The following is an 18,586-nucleotide window of genomic DNA, read 5'->3' as shown; positions in this document are numbered from 1 at the left end:
CCCCTACGGGACCACCACGATCTTCCGGCCCACGCCTGCGGCGAACTGGTCCAGGGCCTCGGGGTACCGGTCCAGGGGGAGGCGGTCGCTGATGAAGACGTCCGGGTCCAGCACCCCGTTCGCGAACAGCTCCGCCGCGCGTTCGAAGCTGTGCAGGACGGCCATGGAACCGGTGATCGTGATCTCCTGGTTGTAGATCCGGTACGGATCGATCGTCACCCGCGTCGCGTAGTCGGCCACCCCGAACTGGAGGAACGTACCGGCCTTGGCGACCCGCTCCAGCCCGTCCTGGATCGCCGCCGCGTTCCCCGTCGCGTCGATGACGAGGTCCCATCCCCGGGGCCGGTCCAGTTCGTCCGGGGTCGCCGCCGACGCGGAGACCCCCAGCCGCCGCGCCGTCTCCAGCCGCGTCGGGTTCAGGTCCACCACGTCCACGCTCGCCGCCCCGGTCCGCTTGGCCAGTTCCAGCATCATCAGGCCCATGGTCCCGGAGCCGTAGATCAGGACATGGGCACCCAGGCGTGACCGGAGCACGTCGTAGCCGCGCACCGCGCAGGAGAGGGGCTCGATCAGCGCCGCGTCCTCGGTGCGGATGTGTTCGGGCAGCTTCACGCAGTTCGCCACCGGCGCCACCGCGTACTGGGCCGCGCCGCCGGCCGTCGTCACGCCGATCGCCGCCCAGCGCTCGCAGAGGTTGTTGTGGCCGGTGCGGCAGTAGCGGCACTCGTGGCAGTACAGGGACGGGTCGACGGCCACCCGGTCGCCCACCGCCACCTCGGTGACCTGGGCGCCGGTGCCCACCACCGTGCCGGCGAACTCGTGGCCCGGCACGATCGGCAGCTTGGGGGCGAACTCGCCCTGGAGGATGTGCAGATCGGTGCCGCACAGTCCGCAGGCGGCGACCTCGACGACGACGTCGCGCGGCCCCGGCGTCGGGTCCGGGACCTCGGTGACGACGGCGCGGCCGATGGACTCGATGACGGCGGCCTTCATTTCACGGCTCCCAGTGACAGGCCCTGGACCAGCTTGTCCTGGGCGGCGAACCCCGCGGCGAGCACCGGCAGGGAGATGACGAGCGACGCGGCGCACACCTTCGCCAGGAACAGGCCCTGGCTGGTGATGAAGCCGGTCAGGAAGACGGGGGCGGTCTCGGCGACGACGCCCGTGAGGACCCGGGCGAACAGCAGCTCGTTCCAGCTGAAGATGAAGCAGATGAGGGCCGTGGCGGCGATGCCGGGCAGGGCGATCGGGCCCACCACCCGGGTGAGGACGGTGGGCAGGCGGGCCCCGTCCACCCGGGCCGCCTCGATGACGGCCACCGGGACCTCGGCGAGGAACGACTGCATCATCCACACCGCGATCGGCAGGTTCATGCTGGTGTAGAGCACGACCAGCAGCCAGATGTTGTCGAGCAGCCCGGTGTCCCTGGCGAAGAGGTAGATCGGCAGCAGACCCGCGACGGCCGGCAGCATCTTCGTCGACAGGAAGAAGAACAGCACGTCCGTCCACTTGCGCACCGGGCGGATCGAGAGCGCGTAGGCCGCCGGGACGGCCAGCAGCAGCACCAGCAGGGTGGACGCCACCGAGGCCACCGCCGAGTTGGTCAGCGCGGGCCAGGGGCTGGCTCCGCCGTCCGTGCCGAAGAACTCGCGGTAGCCGTCCAGCGTGAGCGGCGCGGTGAAGGAGGGCGGATTGGTCGCCGCGTCCTCCTCGGAGTGGAAGGAGGTCAGCGCCATCCACGCGATGGGCAGGAAGAAGACGATCCCGGCCAGCCAGGCCAGCAGGCCGAGTCCGGCGCCCTTGCGGCGGGCCCGTACGGTCGGTGCGTTCATGCGCGCGACACCTCCTCGCGGAACAGGGACGACACCACGCGCAGCGCGAAGGTGGCGATGACGATCGAGCCGATGACCACCAGGACGCCCGCCGCCGACGCGAGGCCGTTCTCGTGGGCCTGGTAGAAGCTCTGGTAGACGGTGTAGGGCAGGTTGGCGGTGCCCAGGCCGCCGGACGTGATCGTGAAGACCGCGTCGAAGTTCTGCACGATGTAGATCGAGCCCAGCAGGGCGCCCAGCTCCAGGTACCGGCGCAGGTGCGGGAGCGTCAGGTGCCGGAAGATCTGCCAGTCGCTCGCGCCGTCCACCCGCGCGGCCTCCATCTGCTGCTGGTCCCGGCTCTGCAGCCCGGCCAGCAGGATCAGCATCATGAACGGCGTCCACTGCCAGACCAGCGAGGCCTCCACAGCGAGCAGCGGGGTGTCGGATATCCAGTCGGGCTGCGGGCCGCCGACGTAGTGCAACAGGCCGTTCAGCAGGCCGTATTCAGGGTTGTAGAGGACGTGCTTCCACAGCAGGGCCGCCGCCACCGGGACCACCAGGAAGGGGGCGATGAGGAGCGTGCGGACCACGCCCCGGCCGCGGAACCTGCGGTCCAGGAGCAGGGCGAGGCCCAGGCCCAGGACCAGACTGGCCAGCACCACCGAGGCCGTCAGCAGGACCGTCGTCCACACCGAGTGGCGCAGGTCGGCGTCGCTCAGCACCTGCCGGTAGTTGTCGAGGCCGGTGAAGCTGCGGGCGTCGGGGTAGAGGGCGTTCCAGTCGTAGAACGAGATCACCAGCGTGGCCACGAACGGGAGCTGGGTCACGACGATCATGAAGATCAGGGCGGGCAGCAGCGGGGCGCGGGTGGCCCAGGCGCGCAGCCGGGCGGAGGGCCGGTGCCCGGCCGGTACCGGGGTGGTGGCCACGGGGGCCGTCGTCGTGGCGGTCATCGGCCCTCGTACTCCTCGGAGATGCGCTCGGCGAGCTTCTGGGACTTCCTCAGGGCCGACTCGACGGACTGGCGTCCGGCGATGGCCGCGCTGATCTCCTGGGAGACCTTGGTGCCGAGGTCGGTGAACTCGGGGATGCCGACGAACTGGATGCCGGGCGCGGGCCGCGGCTGCACGCCGGGGTCCTTCGGCCGGGCGCCCTCGATGGCGGCCTTCGTCATGTCCTGGAATGCGGACGCCTCGGCCCGGTAGGCGGCGTTGGCGTACGTCGAGGCGCGCTTGCCGGCGGGCACGTTCGACCAGCCGATCCGCTCGCCGACCAGCTGCTCGTACCCCTTGCCGGAGGCCCAGGAGACGAACTGCCAGGCCTTGTCGGTGTTGCGGGAGGCCTTCTGGATGCCCCAGGCCCAGGTGTAGAGCCAGCCCGAGGTCTCCGTCCTCTCGACGGGGGCGGGGGCATAGCCCATCTTGCCCTTGACCGGGGAGTTCGCCGCCTCCAGGGAACCGGCGGCGGAGGTGGCGTCGTACCACATGGCGACCTTGCCCTGGGTCATGTTGTTGAGGCATTCGGCGAAGCCGGACTGGGCGGCGCCGGACTCGCCGTGCTCGCGGACGAGGCCGACGTAGAACTTCGTCGCCTTCTCGAACTCGGGCGAGTCCAGGCGTGCCGTCCAGTCCTCGTCGAACCAGGTCCCGCCGAAGGTGTTCACGACGGTGGTCAGCGGTGCCATCACCTCGCCCCAGCCGGGCAGGCCGCGCAGGCAGATGCCCTTCATGCCGGGTTCGGCCCCGTCGGCCCTCGCGGCCAGGTCGGCCACCTGGGTCCAGGTGGGGCGCTCGGGCATCGTCAGACCGGCCTTCGCGAAGACGTCCTTGCGGTACATCAGGAAGGACGACTCGCCGTAGAACGGCTGACCGTAGAGCTTGCCGTCGTCGGCGGTGAGCGACTCGCGCATCGGGGCGAGGACGTCCTGCTCGTCGTAGGCCGGGTCCCGGGCGACGTAGGAGTCCATCTCGTGCAGCCAGCCGTTGCGGGCGTAGATCGGTATCTCGTAGTTGGACAGGGTGGCCACGTCGTACTGGCCCGCCTGGTTGGCGAAGTCCTGGCTGATCTTGTCGCGGACGTCGTTCTCCGGCAGGACGGTGAAGTTCACCTTGATGCCGGTGTCCCTGGTGAAGTGGGCGGCGGTCAGTTTCTGCAGCTCGGTCATCTGGGGGTTGTTGACCATGAGGACGTTGAGGGAATCGCCGCCCGATCCGGCCCCGCCGGCTCCGGTCCAGCAGCCGGAGAGCAGCGGGGCGAGCAGCGTCCCTGCGGCGGCCAGGGCGAGCGTGGCTCGCGGTGGCCGCCGTCGGCTCGGGGTTCGCATGGATCACTCCTGGACGTATGGGGCGTATGGGACTTATAGGGCGTATTGGAGGGCGTGGGGGCGCGAGGGGGTAGGGGAGTGCCCCTCGATGGGGGAGAGGACGGGTTCTCCGCACGCGCGTCCGGCCGGGTCCGCCGGTCCCTCAGACGCGGACGACCTGGGGGCCCAGCAGGGAGTAGCGGTGGGCTTCGGGAGCCGGCAGCAGCGTGCTCGTCACGATCGCCTCCAGCGAGCCGACCTCGGCGAACCGGCAGAAGCTGGCCGCGCCGAACTTGGTGTGCACGCCCACGAACACCGTGCGGCGGGCGGCCCGTACCGCCTGCGCCTTGACCTCCCCGACGACCGGGTCGGGGGTGGTCAGGCCGTGCTCACGGGAGATGCCGTTGGCGCCGATGTAGGCGAGGTCGACGACGAAGCCCGCGAGCATCTTCGTCGTCCAGTGGTCCACCGTCGCCAGGGTGCCGGCCCGGACCCGGCCGCCCAGCAGCAGGACGGACACGTTGCCGGTCCCGGCGAGGGCGCCCGCGACCGGCAGGGACGCGGTGACCACGGTCAGCGGCCGGTCCCGGGGCAGCGCCTCGGCGATGAGCTGCGGGGTGAAGCCCTCGTCGACGAAGACCGTCTCGGCGTCCCCGAGGAGTCCGGCCGCCGCGGTGGCGATCCGGCGTTTCTCGGGCACGTGGCTGGTGGCGCGGAAGGCGAGGGTCGTCTCGAAGCCGGCGCTCTCCACGGGATACGCGCCGCCGTGGGTGCGGCGCACCAGGCCGTGGTCCTCCAGGGCGCGCAGGTCCCGCCGTACGGTCTCCTTGGCCACGCCCAGTTCGGTGGCGAGCGCGGCGACGTCGACCGAGCCGGTGGCGCGCGCGGCCCGCACGATCTCCCGCTGGCGCTCCTCCGCCGTCCTCGGGGTCACTGCCGTCACCTCGTTCTTCCGCCCGTTTCTGCCCGTTCGGGCCCGGTCGGGCCCATGGGGGAAGTTCTACAACGGGGTGGGGGCGGTGACCAGGCCTGTCGCGGGCCCGATGCGGCCCGTCTGTGCCCGTTCCCCGCGGCCGGTGCCCGCCGCGGACCTGCGCGGTCGTGGCGGCGGGCGGCGGTTCGGGCAGCGCGGATGCCCGAACGCGGCGGCGGGCGGGCCCGTTCGGTGCCCGCCCGCCGCCGTACCGCTCCCGTGGGGGCGTCAGTGCGGCCAGATCGGCGGGTCGTTGACGAAGTGGCCGCCGAGGTGGGCGTGCGCGACGTTCCCGGGGTCCAGCTCGCCCTGCTCGGCGATCAGCTTCCCGGCCCATGGCTCGGAGTCGTCCTGCGGCTCGTAGCCGAGCGCCCGCGCGCTGGTCAGGTCCCACCACAGCCGGGTGTTGGCGGAGGAGCCGTGGACGACGGTGTGTCCGACGCCCTCGGCGGTCAGGGCGGCGTGGAACAGCCGGGCGCCGTCGGCCGGGCTCATCCACACCGACAGCATGCGGACGCTGGTCGGCTCCGGGAAGCAGGAGCCGATGCGCACCGAGACGGTCTCCAGGCCGTGCTTGTCCCAGTAGAACTGGGCGAGGTCCTCGCCGAAGGCCTTGGACAGGCCGTAGAAGGTGTCCGGGCGGTGCGGGGTCTCGACGGGGATGAGGGGGTCGTCGCCCCGGGGGCGCGGGGTGAAGCCCACCGCGTGGTTGGAGGAGGCGAAGACGACGCGCCGCACGCCCTCCTCGCGGGCTGCCTCGTACAGGTGGTGGGTGCCGACGATGTTGGCGTCGAGGATCCTGTCGAAGGGGGCTTCCAGGGAGATGCCCGCCAGGTGGATGATCGCGTCGACGCCCCGCACGGCCTCCCGTACGGCACCGAGGTCGGCGAGGTCGGCGACGATCGCCTCCGGCTCGCCCTCGATCGGGCGCAGGTCCAGAAGGCGCAGCTCGTAGCCGTACGCGGGGAGCAGCTCCCGCATCAGGGTGCCGAGGCCTCCGGCGGCGCCGGTGAGCAGGACGGTGCGCGGAGCGGGCATCCTCGGGTCTCCTTGGGTCGGCGGGTGCGGCGGGTGACGGGCCCGACGGCCGTATGCGTGGACGTCATTCACATGCGTGGACACGCTAAGGATCTCCGGCCCGCCGCGTCAAGTGTCTCGCGGACTCGGGGAATCGGCTCCCGTCTGGTGGTTTGCGCGCTTGACCGGGCGTGGGGGCCTTCATAGGGTGAGTCCGTTCATAGATGTGGACATTAGTCAGAAGAACGCACGCGTCGTCCTAGGGAGAGCCCGTGACGCCAGCCCCGCTCGCCGCACGTCTGCGCGTCCCCAGCGGACCGCTGTTCTTCCCCGTCACCGCCTACGGCCCCGACGGCTCCCTCGACCTCGACACCTACCGCGCGCACGTCCGCCGCGGCATCGAGGCCGGGGCGGCGGCCGTCTTCGCCTGCTGCGGCACCGGGGAGTTCCACGCGCTCACCCCCGAGGAGTTCGAGACGTGCGTGCGCGCGGCCGTGGACGAGACGGCCGGACGCGTGCCCGTCGTCGCCGGCGCCGGCTACGGCACCGCGCTCGCGGTGCGCTACGCGCGCCTGGCGCAGGCCGCCGGCGCGGACGGGCTGCTCGCGATGCCGCCGTACCTCGTGGTCGCCGGCCAGGAAGGGCTGCTGCGGCACTACCGGGAGCTGGCCGCCGCGACCGAGCTCCCGGTGATCGTCTACCAGCGCGACAACGCCGTCCTCACCCCCGAGACGGTCGTCGCACTGGCCCGCACCGACGGGATCATCGGGCTCAAGGACGGGCTCGGCGACCTCGACCTCATGCAGCGCATCGTCAGCGCCGTCCGCACCGAGGCCCCCGGCGACTTCCTCTACTTCAACGGCCTGCCGACCGCCGAGCAGACCCAGCTCGCCTACGCCGCCATCGGCGTCACCCTCTACTCGTCCGCCGTGTTCTGCTTCGCCCCCGAGATCGCCCTCGCCTTCCACCGGGCGCTCGCCACCGGCGACGAGACCACCGCGCACCGCCTCCTCGACGGCTTCTACCGCCCCTTCGTCGAACTGCGCGCCCGGGGCCGCGGCTACGCGGTCTCCCTCGTCAAGGCGGGCGTACGGCTGCGCGGCCTCGACGTGGGCGAGGTGCGGCCCCCGCTGCACGAGCCCGCCGAGGACCACGTCAAACTGCTCGCGCAGCTGATCGACCGCGGGTACGCGCTGCTGGAGGAGGGCAAGTGAAGGCGTCGGCGTTCGTCTACCCCTGGGACGTCAACGGAGACCCGGCCGCGCCGGGCCGGATCGCCGCGCTCGGCGTCCGGCAGGTCACCCTGGCCTCCGCCTACCACTCCACCCGCGCCCTCACCCCCCGCCACCCCCGCCACCGCGTCGTCACCGCCGGACACGCGGCCGTGCTGTACCCGGCCGACGGCCGCTGGCAGGGCCGCGCACTGCGCCCGTACCCGGCCGGGGACTGGGCGCCCGGCGACGCGTACGGCGAGGCGGCCGCCGCGCTCGCACAGGCCGGCCTGGAGGTGCACAGCTGGGTCGTCCTCGCCCACAACTCCCGGCTGGGTGCCGAACATCCGGGGACCTCCGTCGTCAACGCGTACGGCGACCGGTACTCGTGGGCCCCGTGCATCGCGCAGCCCGCCACGCGTGCGTACCTCGTCGACCTGGCCGCCGAGGCCGCCGTACGGCCCGGCGCGGCCGGCACCGAACTGGAGTCCCTCGGCTGGTACGGCCTCCAGCACCTGCACGCCCACGACAAGACCGGCGGGGTCGGGCTCGGCGAGGCCGGCCAGTACCTGATGTCGCTCTGCTTCTGCCCCGCCTGCCGGGCCGGCTACGACGACCTGGGCCTGGACCCCGACGAGCTCGCGGCGGCCGTGCGGACCGCGCTGGAACCGGTGTGGCGGGGGCTGCCGGACGACGAGGGCTGGGCCGGCGTGGAGAAGCTGCTCGGCACGGAGCCGGCGGGGGTCACGCGCGCGTGGCGTGACGCGACCGCCCGCTCGCTCCAGGAAGAGGCCGTCGCGGCCGTCCGCGCGGCGGCACCCGAGGGCTTCCAGGTGCTCCTGCACGCCGACCCGGTGTCCCACCACGTGGGCGCGAACCCGGGCGTCGACCCCGCGCACATCCTGTCGGTCGCCGACGGCGTGGTCGTGCCCTGCACGGGCGGACCCGCACTCCTGGGCCCGTTCGCGCGGCAGCGCCGCGAGAAGGCCGTGATCGCCGCCAACCTCACCGTCGTCTCCGGCATGGGTGGCAACCCCGGCGCGCTCGCCGCGGACGCGGCACACGCGCGTGAGCTGGGCGCCACGGAGCTCAGGCTGTACCACGCGGGACTGGCCTCGGACGCCGACCTGGAGGCGGTCCGCGAGGGACTCGGCGCGCTCTGAGCCGGCGCGGTGGTGAGCGGGCGGGCCGGTGGTGGGCGGGCCGGTAGCGGGCGGGCCGGTGGTGGGCGCGGCGGGTGGCGGACGGGCGGGCGGGCCGGCACGGCGGCGTCGGGCGGGTGCCGCGGCACGGCCGGAGCGGCCCGTCGCCCGGCGACCGCCGGGCGGGGGGCCGGGCGTCGGGCGGACTCCGGCTGAGTCGGGCCGAGCAGGGCCAGGCCGGGCCGTGGCGAAGAGCTGGGCCGAGCCGGGCGAGTCGGTCTGAGCCGGTCCGGGTCGAGCCGGTCCGAGCTGGTCCGGGTCGTGGCGAAAAGGCGGTCCGCTCCGCGATGAGTCCGGGCCGCTCCGCCGGTCTGCCCTGCAGACACCTATCCGGAGGAGCGGCACATGTCCCACATCGACACCGGCACGGACACCGGCACGGACACCGGTACGGTCACCGACATCGGCACGGACACCGGTCCGACGGCCCCCGACCTCGGAGCGCAGGCCGGGATCGTGGCCCGCCTCGCGGCGGGTGTGCGGGACGACCGGCTCGCGGACGGGACGCCCTGCCCCGCGTACGCGGTCCGCAACCTGCTGGGCCACCTCACCGGCCTCGCCGTCGCCTTCCGCGACGCCGCCCGCAAGGACTTCGGCCCGACCACCGACACCCCTCCCGACGGCATCCCCGACGTCGGCCCCGGCTGGCGCGAGGAACTGCCCCGCGTCCTCGACGAACTCGCCGCGGCCTGGAGGGAGCCCGCCGCCCGGACCGGCATGACCCGCGCCGGCGGCGTCGACCTGCCGGCCGAGGTCGCGGCCGCCGTCGCGGTCGACGAACTGGTCGTCCACGGCTGGGACCTCGCCCGCGCCACCGGCCAGGACTACGTCCCCGACCCGGCCGCCCTCCGGGCGTCCCACGCCTTCCTGCTGACGGCCGCCGAGGACCCCACCCGCGGCGGAGGCATCTTCGGCCCCGTCGTACCGGTTCCGCCGGACGCCCCCCTCCTGGACCGCACGATCGGCCTGAGCGGCCGCGACCCGTCCTGGACCGCTGGACGGGCGTGAGGCGGGACGGGACCGCGGACGGGCGTGGCCACCGGGGGAGCGGGGCCGGACGTACGGGCGTGGGCCGGGCGGGGTGCCACGGGCGCGCGTGCCCCGCCGCAGGCGGGCCGAGGCCGGAGACACGGGTGTGACCGGGCCGCGGGGAGGGACCTCGTCACCCGTCGGGCAAGCGGCCCGACCCCGTCCCCCGCCGGGCGGTGGTCCGCCCGGCGGTCGCCCGACACGCAGGCCGCCCGGCCCCATCGTCGTGCCGCGTGCCGCGTGCCGCGTGCCGCGTGCCGCGTGCCGCGTGCCGCGTGCCGCGTGCCGCGTGCCGGGGCCCAGGGGCAGGGCGCCGTCGCCCGCCACCACCCGGCCGCCGCGGAAGCCCCGGCGGCACCGCCGTGGATCCCCGCGCGGCACCGTCGCAGAACCCGCGCGGCACCGCCGTAGCCCCCCGGGGCGGTGCGGTAGACGCATCCGCCGAGGAAACCGTAGACGGACGTGATCCGGGCGCGGTCCGTCGGCGCGGTACGTACTCTCCCCTTCATGCCCCTCAGCCTCACCGTCCTCGGTACCGCCTCCCCGCATCCCGGGCCGGGGCGGCCCTGTTCCGGCTACCTGGTGCGGGGCGGGGGTGCCGAGGTGTGGGTGGACGCCGGGCCGGGGACGTTCGCCGAGTTGCAGAGGCACACGGATCCACGACGGCTCACCGCGATCTGGATCTCGCATCTGCACGCCGATCACAGCGCGGATCTCCTCGCCGCCGTCTACGCCTTCGCGTTCGGCGGCATGACCCCGCCGGCCCCGGTGCCGGTGTACGCGCCGCGCGACTGCGCCCGGCGCCTGGCGGGCTTCCTCGGCCGGCCGGACGTACGGTTCCTGGACGGAATCCTCGACTTCAGGCCGTTGTACGACGGTCACACCGTCCGGCACTGGAACCTTCGCCTCACCTCCCGCGCGGTGCTCCACGACACCGAGGCGTACGGGTTGCGCGCCGAGTGCCAGGGCAGCGTGCTCGCCTACTCGGGGGACAGCGGACCGTGCGACGCGCTCACCGGGCTCGCGGTGGGCGCCGACCTGTTCCTGTGCGAGGCCGACGTCGACGCGCATCGCGAAGGCGAACAGCGGGTGCACCTCACTCCGGAGGACGCGGGGGCCTGCGCGAAGGGCGCGCGGGAACTGCTCGTCACCCACGTGGGACCCACCCTCACCCGCGAGGCCGCGGCCGACCGCGCGGCACGGGTCTTCGGCGGACGGACAACCGCCGCACGCGAGGGCGACACCGTCTCCTTCTGACGGGCGGGCCGGCGGGCGGAAAAAAGCAACCTCGACTTCCTCTGTCAGAAGCATTGACGAAACACAGCGCCCCTCCTACCTTCAACCCGTCGTACTTCGTACGTCATATATGAGACGCGATACGCGAGATCAGATACGCGACACCGAGAGGCGCGCATGACCTCTGTGCCCACGCCGATCCCCTCCCGCACGCAGTACGTGCTGGAGGAGATCAAACGCCGCATCCTCACCGGGCGCTTGACGCCCGGTCAGGCTCTGGTCGAGACCGAGCTGGCCGCGCAGTTCGGGGTCTCCAAGACCCCGGTGCGCGAGGCGCTCAAGACCCTGGCCGGCACCGGACTGGTCGTCATGAGCCAGTACAAGGGCGTCACGGTGCGCATGGTGGACGCGGACATGGCGCGCGAGGTCTACGACGTGCGACTGCTCCTCGAACCCGAGGCGCTGAAGCGGGCCGTGAAGCGCGGCGCCTCCCTGGACGCCGCCCGCGCGGCGCTCACCATGGCCGACGAGGCGACCGACACCGCGGAACGCTCCCTGGCCAACCGGGAGTTCCACCGCGCCCTGTACCTGCCGTGCGGCAACCCGCTGCTCGGCCGGATGCTCGACGAGGTCCGCGACCAGGCCGCCCTGGTCTCGGCCGTCGCCTGGGCCGCCTCCCCCTCCTGGGAGCGGGAGGCGGGCGAGCACCGCGAGATATTGCGGCTCGCCCTGGGCGGCGACGCCGACGGCGCGGCCCGCGCCCTGCACGCCCACATCGCGTCGTTCGTCCGCAGGGCGTTCCCCGACGTCCAGGCAGAGGAAGGTCAGGAATGAGCAGCGTGGTGTTCGAGACCCAACGTGAGGCCCTGGCCGACATCGTGGCCATCCCGGTGACCCCGTTCGCCGAGGACGGCTCCGTCGACCGGGACGTCCACCGGGCCCTGCTGCGCCGTCTGCTCGACGGCGGGATCAGGACCCTCACCCCCAACGGCAACACCGGCGAGTTCTACGCCCTCACCCCCGAGGAGCGCCGTCTCGTCACGGAGCTGACGATCGAGGAGGCCGGGGAGCGCGCGGCGATCCTGGTCGGCGTCGGACACGACGTGCCCACCGCCGTCGCCTCCGCCCGCCACGCCCGTGACCTGGGCGCGGGCATGGTGATGGTCCACCAGCCCGTGCACCCCTACGTCTCGCAGAGCGGCTGGGTCGACTACCACCGCGCCATCGCCGAGTCGGTGCCCGAGCTGGGCGTCGTCCCCTACATCCGCAACGCGCAGCTCGCCGGCGCCCGCCTCGCCGAACTCGCCGACGCCTGCCCGAACGTGATCGGCGTGAAGTACGCCGTCCCGGACGCCTCCCGGTTCGCCGCGTTCGCCCGTGACGCGGGACTCGAGCGGTTCGTCTGGGTGGCCGGCCTCGCCGAGCCGTACGCACCCTCCTACTTCTCCGCCGGCGCCACCGGCTTCACCTCGGGGCTGGTGAACGTCGCCCCGGCCGTCTCGCTCAACATGATCGAGGCGCTGCGCTCCGGCGACTACCCGGCCGCGATGAAGGTCTGGGAGCAGATCCGGCGCTTCGAGGAACTGCGCGCGGCCAACGGCTCCGCCAACAACGTCACCGTCGTCAAGGAGGCCCTCGCCTCCCTCGGCCTGTGCCGCCGCGAGGTCCGCCCGCCGAGCAGGCCGCTGCCCGAGGCGGACCGCGCCGAGGTCGCCGCCATCGCCGCGGGGTGGTCCATATGACCGAGCCCGTCCGCAGGCGCCCCGAGGACCTGCGCAGCCACCAGTGGTACGGCACGGAGGGCCTGCGCTCCTTCAGCCACCGCGCCCGCACCCGCCAGCTCGGCTACCTCCCCGAGGAGCACCTCGGCAAGCCGGTGATCGCGATCCTCAACACCTGGTCGGACATCAACCCCTGCCACGTGCACCTGCGCGACCGGGCGCAGGCCGTCAAGCGGGGCGTGTGGCAGGCGGGCGGCTTCCCGCTGGAGTTCCCGGTCTCCACGCTGAGCGAGACCTTCCAGAAGCCGACCCCCATGCTCTACCGCAACATGCTGGCGATGGAGACCGAGGAACTGCTGCGGTCCTATCCGGTGGACGGCGCCGTCCTGATGGGCGGCTGCGACAAGACCACCCCCGCCCTCCTCATGGGCGCCGCGAGCGTCGACCTGCCGGCCGTCTTCGTGCCCGCCGGCCCGATGCTGCCGGGCCACTGGCGCAACGAGATCCTCGGCTCCGGCACCGACATGTGGAAGTACTGGGACGACAAGCGGGCCGGCCTGATCGGCGACTGCGAGATGGCCGAGCTGGAGAACGGCCTGGCCCGCTCGCCCGGCCACTGCATGACGATGGGGACGGCGTCCACGCTGACGGCGGCCGCCGAGGCGCTCGGCGTCACCGTCCCCGGCGCCTCCAGCATCCCGGCCGTGGACTCCGGACACGACCGGATGGCCGCGAAGGCCGGCATGGCGATCGTCGACCTCGTCCACCGGGACCGCAGGCTGTCGGGCATCCTCACCCGCGACGCCTTCGAGGACGCGGTGACGACCGTCCTCGGCCTCGGCGGCTCCACCAACGCCGTCATCCACCTGATCGCCATGGCCGGGCGGGCGGGCGTGAAGCTCACGCTGGACGACTTCGACCGCATCGCCCGCACGGTCCCGGTGCTCGCCAACGTCCGGCCCGGCGGACAGACGTACCTGATGGAGGACTTCCACTTCGCCGGCGGTCTGCCCGGGTTCCTCTCCCGCATCCCCGACCTGCTCCACCTGGAGCGGCCGACCGTCTCGTACGACACGATGCGCGAGCAGCTCGCCGGCGCGCAGGTGCACAACGACGACGTCATCCGGCCCCGGGACAACCCGGTCGCGTCCGAGGGCGGGGTCGCCGTCCTGCGCGGCAACCTCTGCCCGGACGGCGCGGTCGTCAAGCACATCTCGGCCGAGCCGCACCTGCTCAAGCACACCGGCCCCGCGGTCGTCTTCGACGACTACCGGACCATGCAGCGCACCATCAACGACCCGGACCTCGGCATCACCGCCGACAGCGTGCTGGTCCTGCGCAACGCCGGCCCCAAGGGCGGTCCGGGCATGCCCGAGTACGGCATGCTGCCCATCCCCGACCACCTGCTCCGGCAGGGCGTGCGGGACATGGTCCGGATCTCCGACGCCCGGATGAGCGGGACGAGTTACGGCGCGTGCGTGCTCCACGTGGCGCCCGAGTCCTACGTGGGCGGGCCCCTCGCCCTGGTCCGCACGGGCGACCCGATCACCCTCGACGTCGAGGCCCGCACCCTCCACCTCCACGTGGACGACGACGAGCTGGAGCGGCGCCGGGCCGACTGGACGCCGCCGCCCGACCGCTACGAACGCGGCTACGGCGCGCTCTACAACGAACAGATCACCCAGGCCGACACCGGCTGCGACTTCGAGTTCCTGGCCCGTCCGGGCACCGTGCGGGACCCGTACGCGGGCTGACCCGCCGCACCGCAGCACCGTCCCGCACACCCCTGCCCGGGGAGAAAGCGCTTCCTGCACGACACGAGCACCACCACAGCACGACGTACGACGACGTACCCCAGAAACGGAGAACAGTCATGGCCCAAGCCGCAGCCGTGGCGAAACCGCCCGCGCCAGCCCGGCGGCGCCGTGCCTCCGCCACGCCGCGCAGGCTGCCGTACCTGCTGATCGCGCCGGCGGCCCTGCTCATGCTGGGCTTCATCGCCTACCCGGTCATCAGCGTCTTCTACTACAGCCTGCAGAACTACAATCCCACCAAACCGTGGCGCAACGGCTACGCGGGCCTGGACAACTTCGTCCACGCCTTCACCGAGGACCCGGTGTTCTGGGACACGCTCACCTTCAGCGCCAAGTGGGTGTTCGTCGAGGTCGGGCTCCAGCTGATGTTCGGCCTGGCGCTGGCCCTCATCGTCAACCAGACCTTCGTGGGCCGCTCGCTCGGCCGCGCCCTGGTCTTCTCCCCGTGGGCCGTCTCCGGCGTGCTGACCTCCGCGATCTGGGTGCTGCTCTACAACTCCCAGACCGGCATCACCCGCTACCTCGCGGACATGGGCATCGGCAGCTACGGCACCAGCTGGCTGTCGGACACCTCGACGGTGTTCCCGGCCGCGATCGTCGCCGACCTGTGGCGCGGCGTCCCCTTCTTCGCGATCCTCATCCTCGCCGACCTCCAGTCCGTCTCGAAGGACCTGTACGAGGCCGCCGAGGTCGACGGGGCCAGCCGGCTCAAGCAGTTCTGGCACATCACGCTGCCCCACCTGAAGGACGCGATCGTCCTGTCCACGCTGCTGCGCGCGGTGTGGGAGTTCAACAACGTCGACCTGCTCTACACCCTGACCGGCGGCGGGCCCGCGGGCGAGACGACCACGCTGCCCCTCTACATCGCCAACACCTCCGTGGACGCCCACAACTTCGGCTACGCGTCCGCCCTGACCACCGTCGCGTTCGTGATCCTGCTCTTCTGCTCGATGGTCTACCTGAGGCTGAGCAAGTTCGGAAGTGAGGCCAAGTGATCACCAAGGAGGCCACCGAGGTGGCGCCCACGCCCGTGAGCGTCCCCACCGCGTCCGAGCCGCGCCCGCGCGGCGGCAAGCACCGTGCCTGGGACGAGGCCCCGCGCTGGCAGATCTACCTGCCGCTGTCGGTCTACCTCGTCTTCACGCTGATCCCCTTCTACTGGATCCTGCTGTTCGCGCTGCGCCCGGCGGGTTCCACCTCCCTCCTGCCCTGGCCGGTCACCTTCGACCACTTCGAGAAGGTCTGGACGGACCGAAGCTTCGGCACCTACTTCCAGAACAGCCTGCTCGTCGGCGTCGCCACCCTGCTGATGACGACCCTCGTGGCGCTGGCCGGCGGCTACGCACTCGCCCGCTTCGACTTCAAGGTCAAGCGCGCCTTCATGCTGGCCCTGCTCTGCTCCCAGTTCGTGCCGGGCGCGCTGCTCCTGGTCCCGCTGTTCGAGATCTTCGCCGAACTCCAGATGATCAACTCGCTGACCAGTGTGATCATCGCCGAGACGGTGTTCCAGCTGCCGCTGTCGATGATCCTGATCAGCAACTTCATCAAGAACGTGCCGTACTCGCTGGAGGAGGCGGCCTGGGTCGACGGCTGCAACCGGCTGACGGCCTTCCGCATCGTCGTGCTGCCACTGCTGCGGCCCGGCCTGATCGCCGTCGGTTCCTTCGCCTTCGTGCACTCCTGGAACCACTTCCTGTTCGCCCTGATGTTCCTCAACAACCAGAGCAAGCAGACGATCCCGGTCGGCCTCAACACCCTGATGAGCGCGGACAGCGTCGACCTCGGCGCCCTCGCCGCCGGCGGCATCATCGCCGCCGTCCCGGTGGTGCTCGTGTTCGCCTTCATCCAGAAGTGGCTGATCACCGGCTTCAGCGCGGGGGCGGTGAAGGGATGAGGACCCGTCACCCCGCCGCGGCGACGACCGCGGACCGCCGCACCCCCACCCCGCGCGCGGTGACCGGCCGTGCCGCGGTGACCGACCGCGGGACGGTGATCGACCATGGGCCGGTGGCCGGCCGTGCCACGGTGATCGATCGTGCCGCGGTGACCGACCGCGGGACGGTGATCGACCATGGGCCGGTGGCCGGCCGTGCCACGGTGACCGGCCGTGCCGCGGTGACCGACCACGGACCGGCGGCCGACCACGGACCGGCGGCCGACCACGGACCGGCGGCCGGCCGCGGACCGGCACGCGGTGCGGGCGCGGGGAGGATCCCGTGAACACACCCGAACCCCTGACCACGGGCGCTTCGCCGGGCACGGGCGTCCCCGTCGTCCTCGCCGGTGCGCGCGGCCACGGCCGCTGGCACCTGGAGAACATCCGCCGTCTCCAGGACAAGGGCATCGTCCGCCTCGCGGGCATCTGCGAGCTGACCCCGCTCACCCCCGACGAGATCCCGGAGGGCCTCGGCACGCCCGAGCAGTCCGCCGACTTCGGCGCGCTGCTGGACTCCACAGGCGCCCGGATCGCCGTCGTCTGCACCCCGATCCCCACCCACACCGACCTGGCGCTGACCGCGGCCGGCAAGGGCGTGCACCTGCTGCTGGAGAAGCCGCCGGCACCGTCGTACGCGGAGTTCCGCCGGATGGCCGACGGGGTCGCCGCGGCGGGCGTGGTCTGCCAGGTCGGCTTCCAGTCGTTGGGCTCGCACGCCGTGCCCGCGGTCCGCCGGATGATCGGCGACGGGGTGATCGGCGAGGTCGCCGGGGTCGGCGGGGCCGGCGCCTGGGCCCGCCCGGAGGCCTACTTCCGGCGCGCGCCCTGGGCCGGGAAGCGGCGGCTGAACGGCGTCGACGTGATCGACGGCGCCCTCACCAACCCGCTCGCGCACGCCGTCGCCACCGCCCTCACGCTGGCCGGCGTCACCCGCGCCGAGGACGTCACCGGCATCGAGACCGAGCTGGCGCACGCCAACGCCATCGAGTCCGACGACACCTCCTGCGTCCGGATCACCACCGCCGCCGGACGCCCCGTCGTCGTCGCCGCGACCCTGTGCGCCGAGGACCCCGACGACCCGTACGTCGTCGTCCACGGCAGCCACGGCCGGATCACCTTCTGGTACAAGCAGGACCGCGTCCTGCTCCAGCGCGGCGGCCACGGTCCCGAGGAGTTCGAGTACGGCCGCACCGATCTGCTGGAGAACCTCGTCGACCACCTCACCGACGGCGCCGACCTGCTGGTCCCGCCGGCCGCGACCGAGGCGTTCATGCGGGTCGTCGAGGCGATCCGGACCGCCCCCGACCCGCTCGAACTGCCCGACGACGCCTGGCACCGGCTCCCCGGCGAGGACCGCCGGGTCGTCCCCGGCGTCGACGGGCTGGTCGCCGCCGCCGCCGACACCCTCGCCCTCTTCTCCGAGCTGGGCGCCGCCTGGGCGTCCCCGACCGCGCACCCGAAAGGGGTGGACACCTGATGGCACAGGCCCCCGACGCACCCGTCGTGCTGCGGGTCGCGGGCCGCCCGGTCGGTGCTTACGTCACCCGGCCCGAGCTGCCCGACCGGCTCTCCCCGCGCCCCTTCCTGCATCCGGTCACCACCCTGGCCGGCACGGCCGTCACCGAACTGAGCCCCGCCGACCACACCCACCACCTCGGCGTCGGTGTCGCCGTTCCCGACGTCGAGGGGCACAACTTCTGGGGCGGCCGCACCTACGTCCGCGACCAGGGACCGACCGAACTCGCCAACCACGGCGTCCAGCGGCACACCGGCTTCCCCCTGTGCGACCCCGACGGCTTCGTGGAGGAGCTGCGCTGGACGGCCGCCGGAACCGAGCTGCTGCGCGAACGCCGTACGGTCGCGGCCACCGGACTCACCGACACCGCCTGGGCCCTGGACCTCACCTTCTCCCTCACCAACGCCACCTCGGACCCGGTGACCATCGGCAGTCCGGCGACGAACGGACGCCCCGGCGCGGCCTACGGCGGCTTCTTCTGGCGCGCACGCAAGGAGGACCGGGTCCCCGACGTCCTCGCCGCCACCGGCGAGGGCGAGGCCGAGGTGCACGGCCGGTGCGCCGACTGGGTCGCCCTGGTGGGCACCGACTGGAGCCTGGTGTTCGCGGGCGCCACCGACGCCACCCGCCGCGACCCCTGGTTCGTGCGCACCGCCGAGTACCCGGGCGTCGGCTCCTCCCTCGCCTCCGCCGAACGGCTCGTGATCGGCCCCGGCGACACCGCCGTCCGCCGCGTCGTCACCGTCGTCGCCGACGGCCGCCTCGGCCGCGCCGAGGCGGCCGCCCTCGCGCGGAAGGCGGTCGCCCAGTGACGG

The 18,586-nt window shown here is 72.9% G+C and carries 18 protein-coding genes; 12 read left to right on the top strand and 6 right to left on the bottom strand.

What is annotated here, in order from left to right; all coding sequences use genetic code 11:
* Positions 1–3: 3 nt before the first annotated feature.
* The 6 genes from ACGFQC_RS32165 to ACGFQC_RS32140 all read right to left on the bottom strand — a co-directional run bounded on the left by ACGFQC_RS32165 (position 4) and on the right by ACGFQC_RS32140 (position 6,127).
* Positions 4–993, bottom strand: a complete 990-nt coding sequence (locus ACGFQC_RS32165; RefSeq protein ID WP_363091168.1) for a zinc-dependent alcohol dehydrogenase family protein — start codon at positions 991–993, stop codon at positions 4–6.
* The gene (locus tag ACGFQC_RS32160) at positions 990–1,832 is read right to left on the bottom strand and encodes a carbohydrate ABC transporter permease (protein WP_363091167.1); all 843 of its coding nucleotides are present in this window, start codon (positions 1,830–1,832) and stop codon (positions 990–992) included. Before ACGFQC_RS32160 ends, ACGFQC_RS32165 begins: the two co-directional genes overlap by 4 nt.
* The gene (locus ACGFQC_RS32155; protein ID WP_363091166.1) at positions 1,829–2,767 is read right to left on the bottom strand and encodes a sugar ABC transporter permease; all 939 of its coding nucleotides are present in this window, start codon (positions 2,765–2,767) and stop codon (positions 1,829–1,831) included. Before ACGFQC_RS32155 ends, ACGFQC_RS32160 begins: the two co-directional genes overlap by 4 nt.
* The gene (locus ACGFQC_RS32150; RefSeq protein WP_363091165.1) at positions 2,764–4,137 is read right to left on the bottom strand and encodes a sugar ABC transporter substrate-binding protein; all 1,374 of its coding nucleotides are present in this window, start codon (positions 4,135–4,137) and stop codon (positions 2,764–2,766) included. Before ACGFQC_RS32150 ends, ACGFQC_RS32155 begins: the two co-directional genes overlap by 4 nt.
* A 142-nt stretch (positions 4,138–4,279) precedes the next feature.
* On the bottom strand, positions 4,280–5,050 hold the full coding sequence (locus ACGFQC_RS32145; RefSeq protein ID WP_363091164.1) for a DeoR/GlpR family DNA-binding transcription regulator: 771 nt from the start codon (positions 5,048–5,050) through the stop codon (positions 4,280–4,282).
* A 267-nt stretch (positions 5,051–5,317) separates the two neighbouring features.
* Complete coding sequence (locus ACGFQC_RS32140) at positions 5,318–6,127, bottom strand: NAD(P)-dependent oxidoreductase (RefSeq protein ID WP_363091163.1); 810 nt, start codon at positions 6,125–6,127, stop codon at positions 5,318–5,320.
* A 251-nt stretch (positions 6,128–6,378) separates the two neighbouring features.
* On the opposite strand from ACGFQC_RS32140, the gene ACGFQC_RS32135 reads away from it, so the two are divergent.
* The 12 genes from ACGFQC_RS32135 (at position 6,379) to ACGFQC_RS32080 (ending at position 18,583) form a co-directional block, all read left to right on the top strand.
* Positions 6,379–7,320 (top strand): 5-dehydro-4-deoxyglucarate dehydratase, encoded by a 942-nt coding sequence (locus ACGFQC_RS32135; RefSeq protein ID WP_363091162.1) that lies wholly within the window; start codon positions 6,379–6,381, stop codon positions 7,318–7,320.
* Positions 7,317–8,480, top strand: a complete 1,164-nt coding sequence (locus ACGFQC_RS32130) for a hypothetical protein (RefSeq protein WP_363091161.1) — start codon at positions 7,317–7,319, stop codon at positions 8,478–8,480. The genes ACGFQC_RS32135 and ACGFQC_RS32130 overlap by 4 nt, the downstream gene beginning before the upstream one ends.
* Positions 8,481–8,864: 384 nt before the next feature.
* Entirely contained in the window at positions 8,865–9,527 is a 663-nt protein-coding gene (locus ACGFQC_RS32125; protein ID WP_363091160.1) for a TIGR03086 family metal-binding protein, read from the top strand.
* A gap of 528 nt (positions 9,528–10,055) precedes the next feature.
* Positions 10,056–10,805: an MBL fold metallo-hydrolase gene (locus ACGFQC_RS32120; protein WP_363091159.1), complete on the top strand. Its 750-nt coding sequence runs from the start codon at positions 10,056–10,058 to the stop codon at positions 10,803–10,805.
* Positions 10,806–10,961: 156 nt separating this feature from the next.
* Entirely contained in the window at positions 10,962–11,618 is a 657-nt protein-coding gene (locus ACGFQC_RS32115; RefSeq protein WP_363091158.1) for a GntR family transcriptional regulator, read from the top strand.
* The gene (locus tag ACGFQC_RS32110) at positions 11,615–12,526 is read left to right on the top strand and encodes a dihydrodipicolinate synthase family protein (protein WP_363091157.1); all 912 of its coding nucleotides are present in this window, start codon (positions 11,615–11,617) and stop codon (positions 12,524–12,526) included. The genes ACGFQC_RS32115 and ACGFQC_RS32110 overlap by 4 nt, the downstream gene beginning before the upstream one ends.
* The gene (gene araD, locus ACGFQC_RS32105) at positions 12,523–14,259 is read left to right on the top strand and encodes an L-arabinonate dehydratase (RefSeq protein WP_363091156.1); all 1,737 of its coding nucleotides are present in this window, start codon (positions 12,523–12,525) and stop codon (positions 14,257–14,259) included. Before ACGFQC_RS32110 ends, araD begins: the two co-directional genes overlap by 4 nt.
* Before the next feature lie 119 nt (positions 14,260–14,378).
* Complete coding sequence (locus ACGFQC_RS32100; RefSeq protein WP_363091155.1) at positions 14,379–15,314, top strand: sugar ABC transporter permease; 936 nt, start codon at positions 14,379–14,381, stop codon at positions 15,312–15,314.
* Entirely contained in the window at positions 15,311–16,213 is a 903-nt protein-coding gene (locus tag ACGFQC_RS32095) for a carbohydrate ABC transporter permease (protein ID WP_363091154.1), read from the top strand. Before ACGFQC_RS32100 ends, ACGFQC_RS32095 begins: the two co-directional genes overlap by 4 nt.
* Entirely contained in the window at positions 16,210–16,539 is a 330-nt protein-coding gene (locus ACGFQC_RS32090) for a hypothetical protein (protein WP_363091153.1), read from the top strand. Before ACGFQC_RS32095 ends, ACGFQC_RS32090 begins: the two co-directional genes overlap by 4 nt.
* On the top strand, positions 16,536–17,732 hold the full coding sequence (locus tag ACGFQC_RS32085; RefSeq protein WP_363091152.1) for a Gfo/Idh/MocA family oxidoreductase: 1,197 nt from the start codon (positions 16,536–16,538) through the stop codon (positions 17,730–17,732). The genes ACGFQC_RS32090 and ACGFQC_RS32085 overlap by 4 nt, the downstream gene beginning before the upstream one ends.
* Positions 17,732–18,583 (top strand): PmoA family protein, encoded by an 852-nt coding sequence (locus tag ACGFQC_RS32080; RefSeq protein ID WP_363091151.1) that lies wholly within the window; start codon positions 17,732–17,734, stop codon positions 18,581–18,583. Before ACGFQC_RS32085 ends, ACGFQC_RS32080 begins: the two co-directional genes overlap by 1 nt.
* The last annotated feature ends 3 nt before the right edge of the window (positions 18,584–18,586 follow it).

Source organism: Streptomyces sp. NPDC048734 (genome assembly GCF_043198675.1).
Lineage (GTDB): Bacteria > Actinomycetota > Actinomycetes > Streptomycetales > Streptomycetaceae > Streptomyces.
Note: the sequence above shows the minus strand (reverse complement) of the source record. Positions and strands in the feature narration are given on the sequence as shown.